This window comes from Pleomorphomonas oryzae DSM 16300 (assembly GCF_000422965.1).
GTDB classification, from domain to species: Bacteria; Pseudomonadota; Alphaproteobacteria; order Rhizobiales; family Pleomorphomonadaceae; genus Pleomorphomonas; species Pleomorphomonas oryzae.
Genome location: NZ_AUHB01000003.1, coordinates 69392 through 89325, shown reverse-complemented (window position 1 = coordinate 89325; position 19934 = coordinate 69392). Strand labels below are relative to the sequence as shown.

The 19934-nt window shown below is 62.7% G+C and carries 13 protein-coding genes and 1 pseudogene; 6 read left to right on the top strand and 8 right to left on the bottom strand.

The window, feature by feature from the left end; genetic code table 11:
- Position 1: 1 nt before the first annotated feature.
- The 4 genes and pseudogenes from guaA to G522_RS30680 form a co-directional block, all read right to left on the bottom strand.
- Complete coding sequence (gene guaA / locus G522_RS0105620; protein ID WP_026790198.1) at positions 2-1576, bottom strand: glutamine-hydrolyzing GMP synthase; 1575 nt, start codon at positions 1574-1576, stop codon at positions 2-4.
- A 307-nt stretch (positions 1577-1883) separates the two neighbouring features.
- Complete coding sequence (locus tag G522_RS0105615) at positions 1884-3143, bottom strand: TIGR03808 family TAT-translocated repetitive protein (protein ID WP_036838295.1); 1260 nt, start codon at positions 3141-3143, stop codon at positions 1884-1886.
- A 67-nt stretch (positions 3144-3210) separates the two neighbouring features.
- Positions 3211-5037 (bottom strand): heavy metal translocating P-type ATPase, encoded by a 1827-nt coding sequence (locus tag G522_RS0105610; RefSeq protein WP_342663878.1) that lies wholly within the window; start codon positions 5035-5037, stop codon positions 3211-3213.
- Between the two features lie 339 nt (positions 5038-5376).
- Positions 5377-5478 (bottom strand): annotated as a pseudogene (locus G522_RS30680) (cation transporter); the annotation flags it as partial.
- 123 nt (positions 5479-5601) lie between these two features.
- Between G522_RS30680 and G522_RS0105605 the strand changes: the two are divergent.
- The 3 genes from G522_RS0105605 (at position 5602) to fba (ending at position 8360) form a co-directional block, all read left to right on the top strand.
- Positions 5602-6024 carry a MerR family transcriptional regulator gene (locus G522_RS0105605; protein ID WP_026790195.1) on the top strand — a complete coding sequence of 141 codons (423 nt, stop codon included), beginning with the start codon at positions 5602-5604 and terminating at the stop codon, positions 6022-6024.
- A 97-nt stretch (positions 6025-6121) separates the two neighbouring features.
- Positions 6122-7078: a 1-phosphofructokinase gene (pfkB, locus tag G522_RS0105600; RefSeq protein ID WP_026790194.1), complete on the top strand. Its 957-nt coding sequence runs from the start codon at positions 6122-6124 to the stop codon at positions 7076-7078.
- A 217-nt stretch (positions 7079-7295) separates the two neighbouring features.
- Positions 7296-8360: a class II fructose-bisphosphate aldolase gene (gene fba / locus G522_RS0105595; RefSeq protein ID WP_026790193.1), complete on the top strand. Its 1065-nt coding sequence runs from the start codon at positions 7296-7298 to the stop codon at positions 8358-8360.
- Between the two features lie 94 nt (positions 8361-8454).
- On the opposite strand, the gene G522_RS0105590 is transcribed toward fba, so the two are convergent.
- Entirely contained in the window at positions 8455-8748 is a 294-nt protein-coding gene (locus G522_RS0105590; RefSeq protein WP_156886840.1) for a hypothetical protein, read from the bottom strand.
- Between the two features lie 442 nt (positions 8749-9190).
- Between G522_RS0105590 and bcp the strand changes: the two genes are divergently transcribed.
- Complete coding sequence (gene bcp / locus G522_RS0105580; RefSeq protein WP_026790190.1) at positions 9191-9655, top strand: thioredoxin-dependent thiol peroxidase; 465 nt, start codon at positions 9191-9193, stop codon at positions 9653-9655.
- Positions 9656-9779: 124 nt separating this feature from the next.
- Positions 9780-11084, top strand: a complete 1305-nt coding sequence (locus G522_RS25745) for a peptidoglycan DD-metalloendopeptidase family protein (protein ID WP_051228364.1) — start codon at positions 9780-9782, stop codon at positions 11082-11084.
- Between the two features lie 96 nt (positions 11085-11180).
- Here the strand turns inward: G522_RS25745 and prfB are convergent.
- From prfB to G522_RS0105560, 3 genes are all read right to left on the bottom strand, one after another.
- Positions 11181-12312 (bottom strand): peptide chain release factor 2 gene (prfB, locus tag G522_RS0105570; RefSeq protein WP_156886839.1). Its coding sequence is split into 2 segments (ribosomal slippage): positions 11181-12242 and positions 12244-12312, totalling 1131 coding nucleotides; the frame shifts between segments, so codons are not numbered across the junction.
- Positions 12313-12489: 177 nt separating this feature from the next.
- On the bottom strand, positions 12490-14967 hold the full coding sequence (locus G522_RS0105565; RefSeq protein WP_036838293.1) for a penicillin-binding protein 1A: 2478 nt from the start codon (positions 14965-14967) through the stop codon (positions 12490-12492).
- Positions 14968-15193: 226 nt separating this feature from the next.
- The gene (locus G522_RS0105560; RefSeq protein WP_245586599.1) at positions 15194-16429 is read right to left on the bottom strand and encodes an N-acetylmuramoyl-L-alanine amidase; all 1236 of its coding nucleotides are present in this window, start codon (positions 16427-16429) and stop codon (positions 15194-15196) included.
- An 829-nt stretch (positions 16430-17258) separates the two neighbouring features.
- Here G522_RS0105560 and G522_RS0105555 point away from each other — a divergent pair.
- Complete coding sequence (locus G522_RS0105555; RefSeq protein WP_026790186.1) at positions 17259-19904, top strand: Rne/Rng family ribonuclease; 2646 nt, start codon at positions 17259-17261, stop codon at positions 19902-19904.
- Positions 19905-19934 lie beyond the last annotated feature (30 nt).

The window sequence follows — 19934 nt, the reverse complement described above, 5'->3', positions numbered from 1 at the left end:
CTCACTCCCACTCGATGGTTCCCGGCGGCTTGCTGGTGACGTCGTAGACGACGCGGTTGACACCCTTCACCTCGTTGATGATGCGGGTGGCGGCGCGGCCGAGGAAGTTCATATCGAAGGGGAAGAAATCGGCGGTCATGCCATCGACTGACGTGACGGCGCGTAGCGCCAGCACGCGATCGTAGGTACGGCCGTCGCCCATCACGCCCACTGTCTGCACCGGCAGCAATACCGAGAAGGCCTGCCAGATCTTGTCGTAGAGGCCGGCCTTGCGGATCTCGTCGAGATAGATGGCGTCGGCCTTCCTCAGGATGTCGAGCTTCTCGCGCGTCACGCCGCCCGGCAGGCGGATGGCAAGGCCCGGCCCCGGGAACGGATGGCGGCCGATGAAGCTGTCCGGCAGGCCGAGTTCGCGGCCGAGGACCCTGACTTCGTCCTTGAACAGTTCGCGCAGCGGCTCCACCAGCTTCATGTTCATGCGCGCCGGCAGGCCGCCGACATTGTGATGGCTCTTGATGGTAACGCTGGGACCGCCTGAGAAGCTGACACTCTCGATCACGTCCGGATAAAGCGTGCCCTGGGCAAGGAAGGTCGGCGCGCCCCGTCCGTCGGCGGCGATCTTCTTCGCCTCGGCCTCGAACACTTCAATGAAAAGCCGGCCGATGGTCTTGCGCTTTTTTTCAGGGTCAGCCTCGCCTTCCAGCTGACCGATGAAAAGATCCGATGCATCAACATGTACGAGCGGGATGTTATAGTGATCCCTGAACATACCGACCACCTGCTCGCTTTCGCCCTGACGCATCAGGCCATGGTCGACGTAGACGCAGGTCAATTGATCACCGATGGCCTCGTGGATCAGCACGGCGGCCACGGAACTGTCGACACCACCGGACAGCGCGCACAGCACGCGCTCCTTACCGACCTGTTCGCGGATCTTGGCGATCATTTCGGCGCGATAGGCGGACATGCTCCAATCGGACTTCAGACCGACGATCCGATGCACGAAATTGGCTAGAAGCTTGGCGCCGTCCGGCGTGTGCACCACCTCAGGGTGGAACATGGTGGTGTAATAACGCCGCGTCTCATTGACGGCGATGGCAAAGGGGGCGTTCTCGGAGATGCCGATCACCTCGAAGCCTTCCGGCGCCCTCGTCACACGGTCGCCATGGCTCATCCACACGGGATAGCGCTTGCCGACTTCCCACAGCCCCTCGAACAGCGGCGACGCTTTCAGGATCTCGACGTCCGCACGGCCAAACTCGGCGGCGTGCCCACCTTCGACGCTGCCACCGAGCTGCACGGCCATGGTCTGCTGACCATAGCAGATGGCAAGGATCGGTACGCCACTGTCGAACACCGTCTGCGGCGCGCGCGGGCTACCGTCACGGGTGACCGAGTCCGGACCACCTGAGAAGATCACGCCCTTGGGCTGCAACTTTTCGAAGGCAGCCGCCGCCGACTGATAGGGGTGGATTTCGCAGTAAACGCCTGCTTCTCGAACCCGGCGGGCGATGAGCTGCGTTACCTGGCTGCCAAAATCGATGATCAGCAGGCTGTCGTGGGCGGGCTTTTCCATGGGGAGGAACTCTTTCCGGTAAGGGGCCAGAAGGATCAAGCGGTTCCGCTAAGCTGAATCCGCCCGCCGGGCAAGGGGAAAGTCGCGGATATCGGCGGCTTCTGCTCAATATCGGACGCAAGGAGGGTTGACGGCCGGACCTGAAGATCCCGCGTCTGGCAGACCAATCGGATCGATGAGCTCCTCTTTCCCACAACTTACCCACAGGATACCCCCGTTCGGCGCATGGGTTTCCCACGGGGATGGGCACAGTTTTTCCGACGGGAGTTCACAAGTCTTCCACAACCCGTCCCCAGCCGTTCCACATTCAAGCCACGCGGTTTTCCCCAACGGTGAGGCCTGGGAGGCTGGCGGCTCCGACCCTTGTAAGATCCCCGGTCGCAAACTCGGCAAAGCGCATACCGCGCACGGCGCCACCCGGCACGTCGACCAGAAGATTGCCGGTGATGACGGTTGCCTGCTCAGGTGCCAGCACCGACACGCCGATGCCGGTTCCAGCCCGTCGCACGACATTGCCAGAAGCGACGACACTGCCAAGCGTCGCACCCCAGCCAAGCGACAGCCCGAGATGGGGAACGGTTTCAATGACATTGCCGGTCACCGAGCCGGGCGTCTCGACGTGAATGCCAACACCACCCGCTCGGCCGCCAGCCGCCGCGACCGGCATGTCGCCCATGATGTTGCGGACGGTATTGCCTTCGACGAGAGACAGGCGATCGCCGTCGCTGCCGAGCAGCGCAATGCCCAGCCCGGCTCCCTCAATCGTATTGCCGCTGACAGATGCTCCAACCGAACCTGCATCAGCAATGATGGCCGGTCCCTCGACGGTATGGAGGTCGTTGTCCGCGATGCGGACGCTGCTGGCCGACGACAGGCGGATGCCGGCGCCGCCCACGCGGTCGATGCGATTGTCGTGCAATGTCGAGCCATCATCGCCAGCGGTCCAGCGCCGCAGATGGATGCCCCCGCCTTTGCAGTCGCTCACGGCGTTGCCGGCGATGGCAAGCGCTCTGCCCTCGGTTGACAGGATGCCGACGCCGACGGCGCCGGAAACATGGCAGTCGCGGAGACTTCCGGCCGCGCGTGTCAGCGCGATGCCGTGGCCAACGCTGCCCTGCACGACGAGGCGGGAAGCGTCGAGATCCTCGACGAAGGCCAGCGAGAGAAGGCCGTCGTCATCGTCGGACAAAGCCCGGTTGGCGCCGTCGAGCAACAACCCGTCGAGCGACAGCGTACGCGCGTCTTCCGAATAGAGAAATCGACCGCCACCGGAATAGATCAGTTGCGTTTCGCCGGGAACTCCCACGAGACGAGCGCGATCCGGCAGCCGAATATTGGAGACATCATAGCGGCCGGCGCGGATATAGAGCGGTCGGCCTGTTCTGGCGGCGTTGTTGATCGCCGCTTGCAGCTCGGCGCTGCGATCACCCGACCGCCGGGCAACGGGCCGGACTTCAGGCGCCGTGAGGCTGCCGCGCAGTTCCGGCAGGCCAAGTGTGCCGGAACGGGCCAACGCCGGCAGGGCAAGGCTGGTGATCGTCCCGAACAGGAACGCGCGGCGGTTCATGAACGCCTCCGGCGGACAGACATGCCGTCCGCCGAGCAAGCTTCGTTCCAACCAGCCGAACCGCTGGTTATCGGCCGGCGCCCAACAGGCGTAGCGCATTGGCGGTCACCAGCACCGTGGCGCCGGTGTCGGCGAGAATGGCCGGCCAAAGTCCGGTAATACCCAGCACCGTCGTCACCAGGAAGACAGCTTTCAGCCCCAAGGCGATAGTGATGTTCTGGCGAATGTTGGCCATCGTCCGGCGGGAAAGATCGACCAACGCGGCAACATCACCCACTCGCCCGTAGAGCAAGGCGGCATCGGCGGCCTCCAACGCCACATCGGTGCCGCCGCCCATGGCGATGCCGATGTCGGCGGTGGCGAGCGCCGGCGCATCATTGATGCCGTCACCGATCTTGGCGACGACGAGACCTTTGCCCTGCAGAGCTTTGATGGCGGCCTGCTTATCGGCCGGCAGAAGACCGGCACGCACGTCATCGATGCCAAGCTCGCGACCCACCGTGGTGGCCGCGCGCGGGTTATCACCGGTCAGCATGACGGTGACAATGCCTCGACGCCGCAGATCAGCGACAGCGGCGACCGCATCCGGACGCGGCGCGTCACGAAGGGCGATCAGACCGAGAACCGCGTCGTCGCCCAGCAGCAGACAGATGGTCTTGCCTTCGGCGGCGAGGCGCTCTACGGCAACGAGCACTTCGGCCGGCGGCTGCCGACGCTCGGCGGCCGCATCGGCCGAACCGAAGAACAGGATTCGTCCGTCGACCCGGCCGGTAACGCCCTTGCCGGGAACGGCTTTGCCGTCTTCGACCAGCGACAAGGTAGCTCCGCCAGCGGCGGCCAGCACGGCTTTGGCCAGCGGATGGCTGGATGAGGCTTCGAGCGAGGCGGAAAGCCGCAACACTGTATCGCGGTCCGCACCAAAGCTTTCGACATCCGTGACCCTCGGCATGCCTTCGGTCAGGGTGCCGGTCTTGTCGAACGCGACAGCGGTGACGTCGCGCAGGCGCTCGAGGACGGACCCGCCCTTGATCAACAGTCCGGTGCGGGCACCCGCCGCCAGCGAGGCGGCAATGGCGGCTGGCGTCGAGATGACCAGCGCACAGGGACAACCGATCAGCAGAATGGCGAGCCCTTTGTAGACCCAGCCGCGCCAATCGCCATCCAAAAGGGGTGGCAACAGCGCGATGGCGGCAGCTACGGCGACGACAGCTGGCGTGTAATATCTGGCGAAACGGTTGACGAAGCGCTCAACCGGCGCCCGCGTTTCCTGGGCCTCGCTGACCAGCCTGATGATGCGGGCAATCGTATTGTCGGCAGCCGGCGCAGTGACGCGTAGGGTGAGCACGCCGTCGCCGTTGATGGTGCCGGCATAGACGGAAGCGCCCTCGCCGCGTGTTACCGGCACGCTTTCGCCGGTGACCACGGACTCGTCGATGGAACTGGTGCCAGCAACGACCACGCCATCACACGGGACACGATCGCCGGGCCGAACCTGCACTTCGTTGCCAACGGCGAGCGAGGAAGCGGGAACCTCACGCGTCGCCCCATCGACAACAAGTCGGGCGGTCTCCGGCACGAGGCCGGCCAGCGCCTTGATCGACGACCGCGCCCTCCGGGCGGCGAGCCCTTCCAGCAATTCGCCAACCAGGAAGAAGAACACCACAGCCGCCGCTTCCTCGCCGGCGTTCAAAAATACGGCGCCGACGGCCGCGATGGTCATCAGGCTTTCGATGCTGAACAGCTCTCCGACCTGCACCAGCCGGAAAGCACGCAGGGCGATCGGCGCCAAGCCGACCAGCATTACCGCAAGGAAAAGCCAGCGCTCCGCCCCGGGAAAAACTCGGCCAAGCGCATAGGCGGCAACAATGCCGACGCCGACACCGATCGTCTGCAAGCCTGCCGCCGATTTCCACCAGGAGCCGTCGCTCTCGGCATGGACATAGCCGGCATGACTGTGGCTCGCCGGCTCTGCGTGATCGTGTTGGGTGTGGTCGTGTCCAGCGTGATCATGGCCAGCATGATCATATTCAGCGTGGCCACCTGCACCATGCGTGGCGTGATCATGGTGCTCATGCCCTGCGTGTTCCGCTTCGCCATGCTCGCAGCAACCGCAGGTATGGCTCTCTTCCTTGTGTTGCCCGCCATGGGGCTCGGAGCGCTCGACACTGACGCCATAGCCGAGACGGCTTACCGTGCTTTCCAATGCCTGGAGATCGGCTGTATCGTCGTGATGGACCACCATCGAACCGGTCATCACGGAAACGGACACGTCCTCGACGCCGTCAAGCCTGGAAACAGCGCCTTCGACGCGAGCGGCGCAGGCGGCGCAATCCATGCCATCGACCTTGAAGCGGGTTTTCAAAGCTGCATCAGTCATCGCGAATCCTTGAGCGCGCTCTTCTTGATTTTGATGCATCAGGGTTGCATCCTCTAGTCGCTAGAGGAGCAAGTACGTAAAATGACTGATATGCCGATCGGCGAGATTTCCCGCCGCAGCCAAGTGAAGGTGCCGACCATTCGCTATTATGAGCAGATCGGGCTGTTGCCGGCGCCGCCGCGGAGCGAGGGAAACCGACGTCTTTACGGCGCGCGCGACCTGAAGCGTCTCTCTTTCATTCGCCACGCTCGCGACCTCGGCTTCGAAATCGACGCCATCCGAACGCTGCTGACGCTGCAGGATAATCCGGCCATGCCGTGCGCGGAAGCCGACGGCATTGCCCGCGACAAGCTCGCGGAAGTCAATGATCGCATCGAAAGCCTGATGGCACTCAAGGAAGAGCTGGAAGCCATGGTCGGCGGCTGTGGACATAACTGCGTCGGCGACTGCCGGGTGATCGAGGTACTGGCCAACCATCACAAGTGCCTGCACACCGAACACTGAACCGGCCTTTCCTGGCGGAGGGGCTTGCCGAAACGTCACCATCCTGCGAAACCGCTATAAACGCCATATAAGAGACGTTTCCGCTCTGGAGCCGACAATGACCTCGCCCATCATCACCGTTACGCTCAATCCGGCGATCGACCTTACCGTCACGCTCGATGACTTAACGCCCGGCAAGGTCCACCGCGCCCGTGCGGCACAGTCGAATGTCGGCGGCAAGGGTATCAACGTTGCCGGCTGTATCGCCGACTGGGGCATCCCCGTCGTGGCGACCGGCGTACTGGGCCGCGGCAACGACGCAACCTTTACCGACTTCTTCAAGGACAAAGGTATCCAGGATCGTTTCGTCCGCACAGCCGGCGATACCCGCACGAACATCAAGATCGCCGATGTGGTGACCGGCACCACGACGGATATCAACCTGCCCGGCTTGACCTTCGACGACGAGACCTACGACATGGTGCTCGATGTATTGCGGAGCGAGGTGGTCGAGGGTGCGTTGGTGGTTCTGGCCGGCTCCTTACCGCTCGGCCAGCCCGCCAGCGTTTGGGCGAGGCTCACAGCGGACCTGCGACTTCTCCGTTGCCGTGTGGTGCTCGATACCTCCGGGGCACCGCTTGCCGCCTCTCTGGCCGCGCCTCGCGAAGACCTGCCGTTTGCCGTCAAACCCAACCGGTTGGAATTGGAAGCCTGGGCCGGCCGATCGCTGAAGGAAGTGGCGGATATCGTCGCCGCCGCCCGCGACATTCAGGCGCTCGGCATCGAATTGGTGGTCGTGTCGCGTGGCGAACAGGGCGCCATCTTCCTGCGCGGTTCCACCGCGCTGTCGGCCCGGCTGCCGGTGGTCAACGCGCTGTCGACGGTGGGTGCGGGTGATGCCATGGTCGCCGGCATTGCCTCGTCACTGGCCGACAATCTCGGTCTTGAGGCACTGGCCCGCCGGGCGGTGGCATTTGCGACGGCCAAGCTCGGCCGAATCGGACCACACCTCCCCTCGCCCGATGACGTGCGCCAGCTGGCCCGTCGGGTCGATCTGGCCGTGCTTGCCAGCTGACCTTCAGGGCAGTAATTTGCCCATGGAGGAAAACACGAAGATTCAGACGAACTATCAATTGCGTTCACGTTTTTTTGGCGCAACTGACGGCCTAGAGCGAACTCGGCTCTGGTAAATCGTGCTAAAGTCGTAGATATGAGCCAGTCTGTTTCGCCGGTCGCGTGCGATAGGCGGGAAGGGCTCGGGATCACATAAGAATTCGCGAAGGAGTTCCCCTATGGCGCTGGTTTCACTGCGGCAGTTGCTCGATCATGCCGCCGAACACGGCTACGGCATGCCGGCCTTCAATATCAACAACATGGAGCAGATGCTGTCCGTCATGGCCGCGGCCAAGGAGACCGACAGCCCGGTGATCATGCAGGCCAGCCGCGGTGCCCGCGCGTTCGCCAATGACATCGTGCTCAGCCACCTGATCAAGGCTGCCATCGAGCTCTATCCCGACGTTCCGGTCTGCATGCATCAGGACCACGGCAACTCGGAGGGCACCTGCCTTTCCGCCATCACCAACGGCTTCTCGTCGGTCATGATGGACGGCTCGCTCAAGGCCGACGGCAAGACCCCCGCCGACTTCGACTACAATGCCAACGTCACCGGCCGCGTGGCTGAGCTGGCCCACCTCGTTGGCGCCTCGACCGAAGGCGAGCTCGGCGTGCTCGGCTCGCTCGAGACTGGCAAGGGCGACAAGGAAGACGGCCACGGCGCCGAAGGCGTGCTCAGCAAGGAACAGCTGCTGACTGATCCGGACGAAGCCGTGAAGTTCGTCAAGCGCACCAAGGTCGACGCTCTGGCCATCGCCATGGGCACCAGCCACGGCGCCTACAAGTTCTCCCGCAAGCCGGACGGCGACGTGCTCGCCATCTATCGCATCAAGGAGATCCACGAGCGCATGCCGAACGTGCATCTCGTCATGCACGGCTCGTCGTCGGTTCCGCAGGACCTTCTCGACATCATCAACGCCTACGGCGGCAAGATGCCGCAGACCTTCGGCGTACCGGTCGAAGAGATCGTCAACGGCATCAAGCACGGCGTTCGCAAGGTCAACATCGACACCGACTGCCGCATGGCGATCACCGGTGCCATCCGCAAGTTCTTCGCGGAAAAGCCGGCCGAGTTCGACCCGCGCTCGTTCATGAAGCCCGCCATGGCCGCCATGCAGAAGGTCTGCAAGCAGCGCTATGAGGAATTCGGTGCTGCCGGCCACGGCTCCAAGATCAAGGTGATCCCGCTTGCCGACATGGCCAAGCGCTACGCCTCCGGGGAGCTCGACCCCAAGATCGCCTGATCGACTCGATCTCGTCTCTGAATAATGAGAACGGGGCGCTTCGGCGCCCCGTTTGCTTAGGAGGAGTGGCTTCCGATCCGGATCGGGATGCGGTCTAGGCGACCGCACCAAGATCGAGCATGGGGTCTCTGATCAGGAAGCGAACGACGCCCCGTTCGGTATCCGCCGCGGCAATCCGCACACCGATCTTGCGCCGCCCGGCGCCGATGCTGATGCGTCCGCACACGCCGATCAGACAGGTAAAATCCTCGTCGACATCAGCCTCGCCCTCGACAGACAGACTGCCATCGCTTCGGAAACCAGCCTTGACGCGACAAACCACTGGAATGGGGGGCCTGCCCTCGAATTCCAACTGGGTCGTAAACCCTTGTTTGGACTCTACAATCACAACTCAATCCTCCGTCAAAAGCGTGGAGGGGCACGAGCAGCAATGCCCGTGCGATTGGTTCAAAATTGATACTTGTTCTTAAAACAGCGGTATAATTGCCTATATCCTATCATTTGAGAAGTACAATTTTTGGTGGGAATATCCTGCCGAGGAAAGCCCCTTTGTATTGGATGGGTTAGGTATGGGTAGCGAGTTTGTGCTGGCTTCCAAGGCTGTCGAGAAACACAGGCCCACTGCGATTTCGACCGTTAATGATTTCGCCTCGGATCTCATTGCGCTTGTGAGTGGGGTTGCCTATCTGGCGGCTCTGGATATGGCGCCCGCTTTCCTGAGCAGCCAGTCAGGCCGGGCCGGTGCAATCCGGCCGTGGCGGGCATGACACCCTCTTGTTCCGGCGTTCCGGCGAGAGGATAAAGGCAAAGACAAAAGCCGGAGACCGCAGATGACCACCGCAGCCATTGGATCCCCCGCCCCCGACTTCACCCTGCCAACCGATGAGGGTGAGATCACGCTGTCCGCGCTGAAGGGCCGGCCGGTGGTCGTTTACTTCTATCCCAAGGACGACACGTCCGGCTGTACCCGTGAGGCAATTGGCTTCTCATGCCTGGCCGACGAATTCGAAAAGGCCGGGGCGACGGTGATTGGCATTTCTCCCGACACGGTGGAGAAGCACGGCAAGTTCCGCGTCAAGCATAAACTGACGGTGGCGCTCGGCTCCGACCCTGAGCACCAGGTTGCGGAAAGCTACGGGGCCTGGGGAGAGAAGTCGCTTTACGGCAAGAAGTATTTTGGCATCATCCGCTCCACCTTCCTGATTGCGCGCGACGGAAAGGTCGCAAAAGTCTGGCCAAAAGTGAAGGTTGAAGGCCACGCCGAAGAAGTGTTGGCCGCGATCAAGGCTCTCTGAGGAAACGTCCCTCCCGCTTGCGTCATTGGATTTCAAGCCTTCATTAACCCTAACGGTTTCTAATCGCTCTCAACAGGGCGCCGCGTGTCGGTGTGCGGCAGTGCCCTCTTGGAGCGTCGCGTTGATGGTGAGACCGCAATCCGCAGATCGATATCGCAGCCAAAATTCGGCGAGACGTATCGTCATCATCAGCCGGGACAATACCCGCACCTACACCTTCAGTCCGCTGGCCCTATTCGGCGGGCTCACCCTATTCCTGACGGTATCGCTCGGTTTTCTCGCGGCAACCACCTATCTGGTTTTCCGCGACGATCTGTTCGACCTGGTTCGCGAACGAAACGCCGATATGCAGCAGGCCTATGAGGATCGCATTGCCCGGCTGCGTTCGGAGATCGACCGTATTTCCAGCCGGCAGATTCTGGACAGTGTGGCGATGGACGAAAAGGTCGAGAAGATCATGTCCGTCCAGCAAGGTATTGCCGACCGGCAGCGGGCCGTTGGCGAACTGATCGACAAGGCGCGCAGCATCGGCCTCATCGACGGCCGCAATGCAGCGATCCCGGCTGAAAAACACGCCGCTCTCGACCAGACCGACGTGACCGGCTCCGTCAACGCCTATGCCGATGCCAGCGGCGCCAACCTGATCGACCGCCAGTTCGACGCGCTGACGTCAATCGCACCCAAGGCCGACGCCCCCAAAGTGGACATACGCACCGCGGACGGCAAACCGGATTTCAAGGCCATCGCCAGCCATCTTGCCGCCATTGACACCGAGCAGGCCAAGGCCGTGGAAGCGATCGCGGATGCCGCCAACTCCCGCGTCGATGCAGCCGTCGAAGTCATTGCCGACGCCGGTCTCCGTGTGAACGTGCCGGATGCTCAAACGGATTCGCAGGACGCCATGGGTGGTCCCTATATTCCCATCGGAGGCGCACAGGCCCTAACGGCCGCCATGCAGGAGGCCGATCAGGCTTTCGGCCGCATTGAGCTGGTCAAGGCCGAGGCGGCCCGCCTGCCGCTGATCCGCCCCATGCCCGGTGGCGACATGACCTCGAATTTCGGCTCGCGTCGCGACCCGTTTCTCGGCTCGCTGGCGTTCCACGCCGGGATCGATTTCCGCTCCCCGACCGGTACGGACATCCGGCCGACGGCGCCGGGCGTCGTCACGGTCGCCGGTTGGTCGGGCGGTTACGGCAACATGGTGGAGATCGATCACGGCAATGGCGTCACAACGCGCTACGGCCACATGTCTCGCATCATTGCCAGCGTCGGTGACCGGGTGACCAGAGATACCGTTATCGGCGAGGTTGGCTCCACCGGTCGCTCCACCGGGCCCCATCTCCACTACGAGACCCGCATCAACGGCGTCGCCCTTAACCCGGTCAACTACATCAACGCCGGAAACCGCTTGGCAAGCCTGCTGCCCTAAGGTCCCGTCGAAACGCATTCGGCAATAGCATTTTGCAATATAGAAAGGCGGAGAGCATCAGCACCCCGCCCTTTTCATTTTCCGATCGAAGACCGTTCAGTCGATATCCGATATCTCAGCCGGCTGTTTGCCGAAAGCGCGCTGGGCCAGCGCCGCCTCCATGAAACTGTCGAGATCCCCGTTGAGCACGTCGGATGGCGACGTGCTTTCCACGCCTGTCCGGAGATCCTTGACGAGTTGATAGGGCTGCAGAACGTAGGAGCGGATCTGATGGCCCCAGCCGATGTCGGTCTTGCCCGCATTCTCGGCGTTGGCCTTCTCCTCGCGCTTTTTCAGCTCCGCCTCATAGAGGCGGGCGCGCAGCATGTTCCACGCCGTGGCGCGGTTCTTGTGCTGCGAACGTTCGGCCTGGCAGGACACAACGATGCCTGAGGGACGGTGGGTAATGCGCACCGCCGAATCGGTGGTGTTGATGTGCTGTCCACCGGCGCCCTGGGCGCGATAGGTATCGATGCGACAGTCGCTCTCGTTGATCTCGATCTCGATCTTGTCGTCGATGACCGGGTAGACCCAAACCGACGAAAACGACGTATGCCGCCTCGCCTGGCTATCGAAGGGCGAGATGCGAACCAGCCGATGAACGCCCGATTCGGTCTTCAGCCAGCCATAGGCGTTGTGCCCCTTGATGAGCACCGTGGCGCTCTTGATGCCGGCTTCTTCGCCGTCGTGAACCTCGAGCAACTCAACCTTGTGACCATGCTGCTCGGCCCAGCGCGTATACATGCGCAGGAGCATATTGGTCCAATCCTGGCTCTCGGTACCGCCGGCGCCGGAGTTCACCTCGATATAGGTGTCGTTGGCATCGGCCTCGCCGGACAGCATCGATTCCACCTGCTGGCGGGCGATATCGTCCTTGAGGCCGCGCAAGGTGTTCTCGGCATCGGTGACAACGGTCGCGTCGCCTTCCATCTCGCCGAGTTCGATCAGCTCGATGCTATCCTTGAGATCGCGCTCGAGCTTGAGATAACCGTTGATTCGGCTCTCGAGATCGGTCCGCTCGCGCATGATCTTCTGCGCGCGCTCGGGATCGTTCCAGAGGGTCGGGTCTTCGACGAAACCGTTCAGCTCGGCCATCCGTTGCTGGGAGGCATCCCAGTCAAAGATGCCTCCTCAGCAGGGCCATACCCTGCTTGATCTCGTCGACGATGGCCTCGATTTCGGCTCGCATAGGCGTGAGCTCCCGTCATGAGGTTGAATTGTCCACCGCAGCGGTCGCTGACAGCGGGTGCCCGTCGTCGATCACGAGCGGGCGGACCATATGAATGGATGCCGCGGATGTAAACCCGTCGGCACTCTATTCCAATTTAGTGGCTGCACCCGCAGATGAGGTTTCCCGCGACGCTCGTCAATAGAGCCCGCCGGTGCCACTCACCGCCGCCTTGTCGGCTTCGGGATTGACTTGCGTCGGCACACCCCAGGCCACACCGTCGCCGCCAATGACCGAGTAGACGTCGGACGGCCCGGTGCCGGGCTTGAACGCCTCGATGATGGCGGTCTCGCCCTCATAGGCGCGCATGCCGGTCTTGCGATTGATCGGGATGAGGGTCATGCCCTCCGGCACCTTGAATTCCTGCGGCGGCTGGCCGACCAGAGCCTGGGCCATAAAGTCTCGGAAGACAGGCGCGGCGATCAAGCCGCCGGTCATGCCATGCCCCATCGGCTTCGGCGTATCGAAGCCCAGGAAGATGCCGACGGTCAGCTCCGGGGTGAACCCAACGAACCAGGCATCCTTTTCGTCATTGGTGGTACCGGTCTTGCCAGCGATCGGACGATTAAGGCTTTTGACCACCGTGGCGGTGCCGCGCTGGACCACGCCTTCCATCATCGAGGTGATCTGGTAGGCAGTCATCGGATCAAGCACCTGCTCGCGCTCGTCGACCAACTGTGGCTCGTCCTGGCCCTTCCAATCATCGGCGTTGCAGCCGTCGCAAACGCGCTGGTCATGCTTATAGATGGTACGGCCGAAACGGTCCTGAACACGATCGATCAGCGTCGGCTGCACGCGGCGCCCGCCATTGGCGATGATGGCGTAGGCGTTGACGAGGCGCATGACCGTCGTTTCGCCAGCGCCCAGCGACATGGAGAGCACCGGCTGCATATTGTCGTAGATGCCGAAGCGGCGCGCATATTCAGCGACGAGCGGCATGCCCATGTCTTGGGCGAGGCGAACGGTCATCAGGTTGCGCGACTGCTCGATGCCGGTCCGGAGCGTCGCCGGACCGATGTAGCCGCCGCCATAGTTCTGCGGCCGCCAAATACCGAGCCCAGCGCCCTGATCGATCTCGATCGGCGCATCCATGATCACCGACGCCGGCGTGTAGCCGTTGTCGAGGGCGGCCGAGTAGACGAAGGGTTTGAAGGACGAACCCGGCTGACGCATCGCCTGCGTCGCCCGGTTGAATTCGCTTTCGGCGAAGGAGAAGCCACCGACCATGGCGCGCACGCGGCCGGTGTTGGAGTCCATGGCGACCAAGGCGCCGGAAATGGCCGGAAACTGCCGGAGTCGATAGGCCTCGAGCGTGCCGGCAGTCGTGCCCGTCTTCTCGACATAGATGACGTCACCGACCGAAAGCACGTCCGAAGCGGCCTTTACAGGCGCCCCGCGCTTTGGCCCACTGTCCCACTTTGCCCATTTCAACTGGTCGAGCGGAATGATGCCTTCGATGCGCTCGTCATTGACGTTGCCGGTCGGGCCCTTAGAAGGCTGCAGGCCGATACGGGCCGCATCGCCATCAAAGCCAAGCACGACGGCGAGGTTCCACTCCGGCACGTCGGACAGCGCCGATTCGGCGGCAAGCGGCACACCCCAATCGCCAGACACATCGATCTGCTTCTTGGCGCCGCGCCAGCCGTGCGCCTCGTCATAGCGCAGCAGCGCCCGCTGAAGGACACCACGGGCAATCACCTGCATTTTGGGATCTAGCGTCGTACGAACCGATAGGCCACCCTCATAAAGCCCCTTCTCGCCATACATGGTGAGCAAGGTGCGGCGGACCTCCTCAATGAAATAATCGGAGGCGAAAACCTTGGCAGACTGATTGCGCTCGGCGATGACGAGGGGCGCCTTCATGGCCGCATCGCCCTCCTCGCGCGTCGCATAGCCATTCAGCACCATCTGCTGGATGACGTAATTGCGGCGTTCGATAGCCGCCGGACGGCTACGATAGGGATTGTAGTTCTCCGGCCCCTTGGGAAGCGCCGCCAGAAATGCTACCTCCTCGAGCTTCAGGTCGGACAGCGGCTTGTCGAAATAGGCAAGCGAGGCGGCAGCGACGCCATAAGACCGGAAACCGAGATAGATCTCGTTGAGATAGAGTTCGAGGATCTGATCCTTGGTATAGGTCTGTTCGATCTTCAGCGTCAGCAGAGCTTCACGAAGCTTGCGGTCGATGGTGCGCTCGTTGGTGAGCAGGAAGACCTTGGCAACCTGCTGCGTAATGGTCGAGGCGCCGACCATGCGCTTTTTCGAACCGGACACCAGGGTATCGAGGTTCTTGACCGCCGCACCGGCGAGACTGATGAGATCAATGCCCGGATGGGTATAGAAATCCTTGTCCTCGGCGGAAATGAAGGCCTGCTTGACCCGATCGGGAATCATCTGGATCGGCAGGAACAGACGGCGCTCGTGGGCATATTCGGAGGCGAGCTCGCCGTCGGCCGCGTGGACGCGCGTCACCACCGGCGGCTGATAGTTCCGCAGCTGATTGGTATCGGGCAAGTCGTCGCTGAGAGAGTGGATGTAGACGGCGACGCCGCCGGCCACCACCAGGAGCAACAACGCCGCGATCGAAAAGACCCAGCCGAAGAATCTTACGAAAATCATTTCCCGTCCATCGTTCCCGTCGACACCGGTCGCGCCGAGGTGCCTATCCGCTGTGGCGGCGTGGCGCCCATGGGCACATCCGAATGCTCGCGCGTCGGCTTTGGGCCTGCCGATATCTCAAAACGCCGCAGAATGCGACTATTTCCGTTAAGCTGGACGTTCGCCGCTCTTTGTGGCGAAGGCGGGGCCGTGGCGTTGCCGGCCCGCAACAGTCGGTCTGCTGCCGCTATTTTCCGAGATAAGCGTATTTCTGGCCGAAGAAGCGCAGCACGGCCTGTGTGACGGCGTCCGCGACACGGGAGCGCCACTCATCTGAGGTGAGCAGCTTCTCGTCCTGGTCGTTGGAAAGATAGCCGATTTCCACAAGAACCGATGGCACGTCGTGGGCTCGCAACACCTGGAACCCGGCCGACCGCCGCGGATTCTTGATCATTCGCGTGGTGGAGGCGAGGTCGCCGACCAGTCCGTTGGCAAAGGAGGCGGAAAAGTTGCGCGTCTCCCGCCGCGTCAGATCGACCAGAATGTCAGTTACGCCGTCGGCCTCTTTTTGCAGATCGAGGCCGGCGATCAGGTCAGAGGCGTTTTCCTTGGCGGCAAGTTCCGCCGCCTCGCGGTCGGAAGCCTTGTCGGACAGAGTATAGACGGTGGCGCCGCGCACCGACCCTTCATGCTCGGAATCGGCGTGGATCGACAAAAACAGATCGGCGGCGTGGTCGCGCCCGAATTGCACGCGGGCCCCGAGCGGCAGGAAAGTGTCGTCGGTGCGGGTGAGCAGCACAGCCACCTTGCCGGTCTGTTCGAGGCGCTCCTGCAGCTTCTTGGCAAAAGCCAGCACGATGTCCTTTTCAAGAACCCCGGACGCCGAAATGGTGCCGGAATCGACGCCGCCGTGACCGGCATCGATCACGATCAGCGGCTTCTCCCGCTTGCTGCGGTCGGGTGGCGGCAACTGGTCGGCTTTCTGCACCGGCTCATTGGCGGTGTCGCGCGCCAGCTGGCTTTTTCTGAGGTCCTCCTCGAAGGCGGCGGTCGTCGTCTTCAGAAGGTCGAGCACCAGACGGGCCGGTTGGTTCTCGACGGCCGGCAGCACGAAGGCCTTGTCGATCTTCACCGGCCCCGTCACGTCCAGCACGATACGCGATCGCCCAGCCGCGAACTGACCGTAGCGCCAATCGCTGACAAGCCCCCTGCCAGTGGAACCAATGCCCGACGGCAGGCGGAAGTCGATGTCAGGCAGATCGATGACGACGCGGTAGGGCTCGCCGAGCGTGAAGGCGCTGAGGTCAACCTCGCCGGAAAGGTCGAGCACGAAGCGGGTGCGGCTGTCATCGCCGACGACGCGGCCATCGGTTGCCACAGGCGGACCTTCGGCAAGCGCGCCAGCCGCAAGGCAGACGAGCGTCATCGTCGCCAGGAGGGCGATGCGGAGAAAGGCTGCGAAGCGGTTTACAACGGTCGTCAATGATCGCTCCCACGATCCTATGATCGGCCCAAACTGCCACAGTCCAACAGGATGGCAACTCCCCCATTGCAAGCGAGGACAGTCCCGCAGATTGGCGGCCATTCACTTATCAGTAACTAAGCCAATTTGGTTAAGCATTTCTGTGTTCCGCTGATCGGAACGCAAGACGCTTCACATTGCGAGGAATTGATCATCGGCCTATTTGATCGCCTTGCATATGGGACTTCACGCAAGTAATAAGGGATCGGAGCCCGAATCCTTGCTCTCGGTACTTGAGAGCGTCCAGCCGGTTCGCCTCCTGCTTGAAAAGCAGGAGGACGTGACTGGCAGTCGGGGGTCCGAGAGGTCAGCGCGACCGCCGGTGTGGTTTTCCGGACGAAGCGCGGAACCTGGACCTTCGCTCGTTGCGTCTCGCCCGGCCACGTGCCGTGTTGCGGGATGCATATGAGGACGCCCGTAGATCCACCGAAAAGATCGGTGCTTCGGCGCGCGGCCATTGAGGCCGCCCGACAGGCATTCGTCGTCGTTCCCCCGTATTGGCTTTGCCGAGCGGGCTTTTCAGGAACGGCGGTGTTGAAAAGAAAGAACGTGCCGGACGTGAAAGTCGTGGGGCCACAGCAAATTGTCGAAGGGGCAGGATGGCGTAATGCATCGGCCTTTTCCCGATTTGCGGCTTCGGTCGGTCCGGCACCATTCCCAATTCCCTTCCCCCTTATCGACGGTCCATGCCGATCCTTCCAGCGCGCGGCGATCCTAGGGAGGGCTCTCCGGAGCCTCCCATTGGGATCGCGGCGGTGCCGAGATCGCATGCGGCCGGGAGTTAGTCTTTATGGCCAACAAAATGCTGATCGACGCCACCCACCCGGAGGAGACCCGGGTGGTTGTGGTGCGTGGACACCGCGTTGAGGAATTCGATTTCGAGTCGGCGACAAGGAAACAGCTCAGAGGCAATATTTATCTCGCCAAGGTGACGCGCGTTGAGCCGTCGCTGCAGGCAGCTTTCGTCGAGTATGGCGGTAACCGCCATGGCTTTCTTGCCTTTTCGGAAATCCATCCCGACTACTATCAAATCCCCCAGGCCGATCGTCAGGCCCTGATCGAGGCCGAAGAGGCGGAAGAACGCGAAGAGTACGAGCGGCGGGCTCGTATCCATCGTGAGCGGCAGTCGCGCGCTCAGGCGGCCAAGGCCGCCACCCGGCCCACGGAAACGGTCAGCGAAGCGCCGACCGAGGATGCTGAGTCGCGGCCGACCGATGAAGTCGCTTCGATGGAAGCAACGCCCATCATCGAATCCGGCGATGACGAAGTTCCGGTGCCCGAGATCGGCGGCGTCATCGACATCCACGATGACCAGTCGGTCGAGACCATCAATGACGATGGCGAAGAGCGGTCCGGCGACGAGGAAGAAGAGCACGTCGAGAACGTCGGCGCTGAAGATGCGCTCGAAGAAGTTCCCGAGCGGCGCAGTCGCCGGGCGCGCCAGTATCGCATCCAGGAAGTGATCAAGCGGCGGCAGGTGCTGCTGGTCCAGGTCGTCAAGGAAGAGCGCGGCACCAAGGGCGCCGCCCTGACCACCTATCTGTCACTGGCCGGCCGTTATTCGGTGTTGATGCCCAACTCCGGCAGGGGTGGCGGCATTTCCCGCAAGATCACCAACGTTCAGGACCGCAAGCGCCTCAAGGAGATCGCTCACGAGCTCGACGTGCCGGAAGGCATGGGTGTCATTCTGCGGACGGCCGGCGCTGCCCGCACCAAGACCGAGATCAAGCGCGACTTCGAGTATCTGCTGCGCCTGTGGGAAAACGTGCGCGAACTGACGCTGCGCTCAAGCGCGCCGAGCCTCGTCTACGAGGAAGGCTCGCTGGTCAAACGCTCGATTCGCGACCTCTACAACAAGGACATCGACGAAGTCCTGGTGGCCGGCGAAGACTCCTACCGCGAGGCCAAGGACTTCATGCGCATGCTCATGCCGAGCCATGCCAAGAATGTTCAGCCCTATCGCGATCCTATCCCAGTGTTCGGACGTTTCGGTGTCGAGCCACAGCTCGATGCGATGTTCTCGCCGCAGGTGACGCTGAAGTCCGGCGGCTACCTCGTCATCAACCAGACGGAAGCGCTCGTCGCCATCGACGTCAACTCTGGCAGGTCGACGCGCGAGCACAACATCGAGGATACGGCGCTCGCGACCAACCTCGAAGCCGCTGAAGAAGTGGCCCGCCAACTCCGCCTGCGCGATCTCGCCGGCCTCATCGTGATCGACTTCATCGACATGGAGGAGGCCAAGAACAACAAGGCGGTGGAACGCAAGCTCAAGGATTGCCTGAAGAACGACCGCGCCCGCATCCAGGTGGGCCGCATCTCGCACTTCGGCCTGATGGAGATGAGCCGCCAGCGCATCCGCACTGGCGTGCTGGAAGGCTCTACCGAGCTCTGCCCGCACTGCCTGGGCGCCGGCATCGTCCGTTCTACCGAAAGCGTGGCGTTGCACGTGCTGCGCTCACTCGAAGATCTGCTGATCAAGGGCGTGACGCATCACCTCACCGTGCGGACCCGCTCGGCAGTGGCACTCTACATCCTCAACCAGAAGCGCAAGCATCTGTCCGATCTTGAGGCGCGCTTCGGCCTGACCATCACCATTGCCGCCGACGAGCATCTGGGTTCCCAGCATTTTGCCGTCGAGCGCGGCGAAATCATCCTCAACCCTGCCCCGCCGCTGCCCGCGCCGACGCTGACGCCCGAAAGCGTGCAGCCCTATGACGAGGAAATCGACGAGGAGGTCGAGGAAGAAGAAGACGAAGAGGGCGAGGCCGAGAAGGCGCAGTCGTCTCGCGAGGATCGCGGCGACGGGGATGCTCGTCGCAAGCGTCGTCGTCGTCGGCGGCGGCGGGTCGAGGGCGGCGAGGCCGCCAACGGCGATAGCCAGGACGCGGCTGCCGAAGGCGACGACCAGACGGCAATTGAAGGCGCCGAAGGTGTCGAAAGCGATGACGAGGGGTCCGACGAGGAGGGCGAAGCTCGTCTGGAAGGCGAAACCGAAAGCGAGCAGCGCCGTCGGTCGCGTCGGCGTGGCCGTCGCGGCGGGCGTCGCCGGCATCAGCTTGAGGACGAATCGGCTGCCGCAGCGCAGGATGGCGAACCTGTTTCGGAAGGTGCAGAAGCCACCGGCGAGGAAGCCGCTGCAACCGACGAAGGGCCTGCTGCTGACGCCGGCGATGCTGAAGCGGCGATCGCTGCCCCGAGCGTGCTGAACGACGAGCCGGTGGAAACGCTGGCGGATCAGGACGAAGAAGCGCCGGAAGAGTCTTCGGAAGCGGCGGCTCCTGCCCATCCTCCGCTGGAAAGTGTCGCCGAGCTGGTTGAAAAGTCGGTTGAAGCAAACGAACCGGCACCTCGACCGGAGCCAGAACCGGAACCGGAACCTGACTCCAACCATCCCAAGAAGACCGGATGGTGGCAGCGCCGCTCGTTCTTCTGAGAATGGACTGAAGCGAACTGACGGTGGGCC

Bases quoted from the DNA above. Each gene is read 5' to 3' on its own strand.
- guaA (WP_026790198.1), bottom strand. From the start codon at position 1,576: ATGGAAAAGCCCGCCCACGACAGCCTGCTGATCATCGATTTTGGCAGC.
- G522_RS0105615 (WP_036838295.1), bottom strand. From the start codon at position 3,143: ATGAACCGCCGCGCGTTCCTGTTCGGGACGATCACCAGCCTTGCCCTG.
- G522_RS0105605 (WP_026790195.1), top strand. From the start codon at position 5,602: ATGACTGATATGCCGATCGGCGAGATTTCCCGCCGCAGCCAAGTGAAG.
- pfkB (WP_026790194.1), top strand. From the start codon at position 6,122: ATGACCTCGCCCATCATCACCGTTACGCTCAATCCGGCGATCGACCTT.
- fba (WP_026790193.1), top strand. From the start codon at position 7,296: ATGGCGCTGGTTTCACTGCGGCAGTTGCTCGATCATGCCGCCGAACAC.
- bcp (WP_026790190.1), top strand. From the start codon at position 9,191: ATGACCACCGCAGCCATTGGATCCCCCGCCCCCGACTTCACCCTGCCA.
- G522_RS25745 (WP_051228364.1), top strand. From the start codon at position 9,780: ATGGTGAGACCGCAATCCGCAGATCGATATCGCAGCCAAAATTCGGCG.
- G522_RS0105565 (WP_036838293.1), bottom strand. From the start codon at position 14,967: ATGATTTTCGTAAGATTCTTCGGCTGGGTCTTTTCGATCGCGGCGTTG.
- G522_RS0105555 (WP_026790186.1), top strand. From the start codon at position 17,259: ATGGCCAACAAAATGCTGATCGACGCCACCCACCCGGAGGAGACCCGG.